The 2,173-nt window shown below is 68.9% G+C and carries 2 protein-coding genes; both read left to right on the top strand.

The window, feature by feature from the left end; translation table 11 throughout:
* Positions 1 to 1,684, top strand: a 1,684-nt coding sequence (locus AC08ON_RS09685) for a glycoside hydrolase family 15 protein (protein ID WP_476616812.1), incomplete at its 5' end; no start/stop codon positions are given.
* 78 nt (positions 1,685 to 1,762) lie between these two features.
* Positions 1,763 to 2,122, top strand: a complete 360-nt coding sequence (locus tag AC08ON_RS09680) for a hypothetical protein (RefSeq protein WP_023840019.1) — start codon at positions 1,763 to 1,765, stop codon at positions 2,120 to 2,122.
* Positions 2,123 to 2,173: the final 51 nt, after the last annotated feature.

Genomic DNA, 2,173 nt, shown 5'->3' with positions numbered 1-2,173 from the left:
CCGGCGTTATCTCCCCGGGACGAACATTCTCGAGACCACCTGGCAGACGCCGAACGGCTGGCTCATCGTCACCGATTGCCTGGTGGTCGGGCGCTGGCATCGCACCCACAAGCGTTCGAACACGCACCGTCGGACGCCGAGCGACTGGGACGCCGACCACGTGCTGCTCCGGCTGGCTCGCTGTGAGCACGGCTCGGTGGATCTCAGCCTGGTGTGCGAGCCGAACTTCGACTACGGCCGTGAGCCCGAGTCCTGGCAGTACGAGGGAGAGGATTACTCCTCCGGCGTGATCAGCCATGCGGGCACCAACGTCACGCTGCGGCTGCGTACCGACCTGCGGCTCGGTTTCGACGGCCGGCGGGCACTGGCTCGCACCACGCTGCGGGAGGGGGACACCGCGTTCGTCGCGCTCACCTGGCGCCCGGAGGAGCCCCTGCTTCCGGACACCTACCTGCAGGCGTGCGTCGCCGTCGACCGGACAACGGAGTTCTGGCGCCAGTGGCTGTCGCGGGGAATGTTTCCCGACCATCCCTGGCGGCGCCATCTGCAGCGCAGCGCGCTCGCGCTGAAAGGACTGACCTACGCGCCGACCGGTGCTCTGCTCGCCGCCTCGACCACCTCGTTGCCGGAGACCCCGCGCGGCGAACGGAACTGGGACTACCGGTACAGCTGGATCCGCGATTCCACCTTCGCGCTGTGGGGCCTGTACACCCTCGGGCTGGACTACGAGGCCAACGATTTCTTCTCGTTCATCGCCGACGTCGCCGAGAACGATGACGACGACATCCAGGTGATGTACCGGGTGAGCGGCGAGCCGAAGATCGACGAGGAGGTCCTCGGTCACCTGTCCGGCTACGAGGGAGCCTACCCGGTACGGATCGGCAACGCAGCGGCACTGCAACGTCAACACGACGTCTGGGGCGTCGTTCTCGACTCCGTGTACCTGCACACCAAGTCCCGTGACTACCTCTCCGAACGGCTCTGGCCGGTGCTCGTGCGCCTCGTCGAGGCGGCGGCCACGCACTGGCGGGAGCCGGACCGCGGGATGTGGGAGGTGCGCGGGGCGCCGCAGCACTTCACCGTGTCCAAGATGATGTGCTGGGTTGCCCTGGACCGGGGTCGGCGGCTGGCGCAGATGCGGGGGGACGCCAAGACGGCGGCGCGCTGGCGGGCCGTGGCGGAGGAGATCCACGCCGAGGTGTGCGAGAAGGGTATGGATCATCGCGGTGTGTTCACCCAGTACTACGGATCGAAGGCGCTCGACGCCTCACTGCTCCTGATTCCGCTGCTCGGGTTCCTGCCGGCGGCCGACGAACGCGTGAAGGCCACCGTGCTCGCGATCGCCGACGAGCTGACCGTTGACGGGCTGGTCCTGCGCTACCGCACGGAGGAGACCGACGACGGGGTCTCCGGCACCGAGGGCGCCTTCCTGATCTGCTCGTTCTGGCTGGTCTCCGCCCTGGTGGAGATCAGCGAGCTGACCCGTGCCCGGCAGCTGTGTGAACGGCTGCTGAGCCTCGCCAGCCCGCTGGATCTCTATGCCGAGGAGATCGATCCGGTCAGTGGCCGCCATCTCGGAAACTTCCCCCAGGCGTTCACCCATCTGGCCCTGATCAACGCGGTGATGTACGTGATCAGGGCCGAGGACGCCGAGGCCTACGCCCGGCCGTCCCCCTCGACCTGATCGTGCAGGCCGGTCCTGGGACAGGTGGCCACGGCGATCAGGCGAACCCGAGCGGGTTGTGGCATTAACGTGGGAGCTGTGGCCAGCCTGGAGGTTGTGGACAAGCGGGTCGAGGTCGTCCTGCGCGGGCTTGAACGGATCGGCGCGGTGCGTGGGGACGTCTCCGTGCGGCTCGACGAGGTACTCGACGTACGCCTGGCGGCGGATGCGTTCGCGGAAGTGCACGGATGGCGGGCGCCCGGGACCGGACTGCCGCGCGTCATGGCCCTCGGAACCTGGCGGTCGCGGGGCGGCAAGGAGTTTGTCGCTGTCTACCGCGGCCGGCCCGCGGTCGTGGTGGAGGTCCGCCCGGGTGGCGAGTTCCGGCGCCTGATCGTCACAACCGGCGACGCCGAACGCGCCGTGGCGCGTCTGCGCAGGGCGGTCATCGCGCGCTGACGGTCCCGGATCCGGACCCGGCGTCAGGGCCGGCCGTCAGTCGGACCCGAA

It is taken from the genome of Frankia sp. CoWAU3 (assembly GCF_977971855.1).
This window is presented reverse-complemented; position numbering and strand designations above follow the sequence as displayed.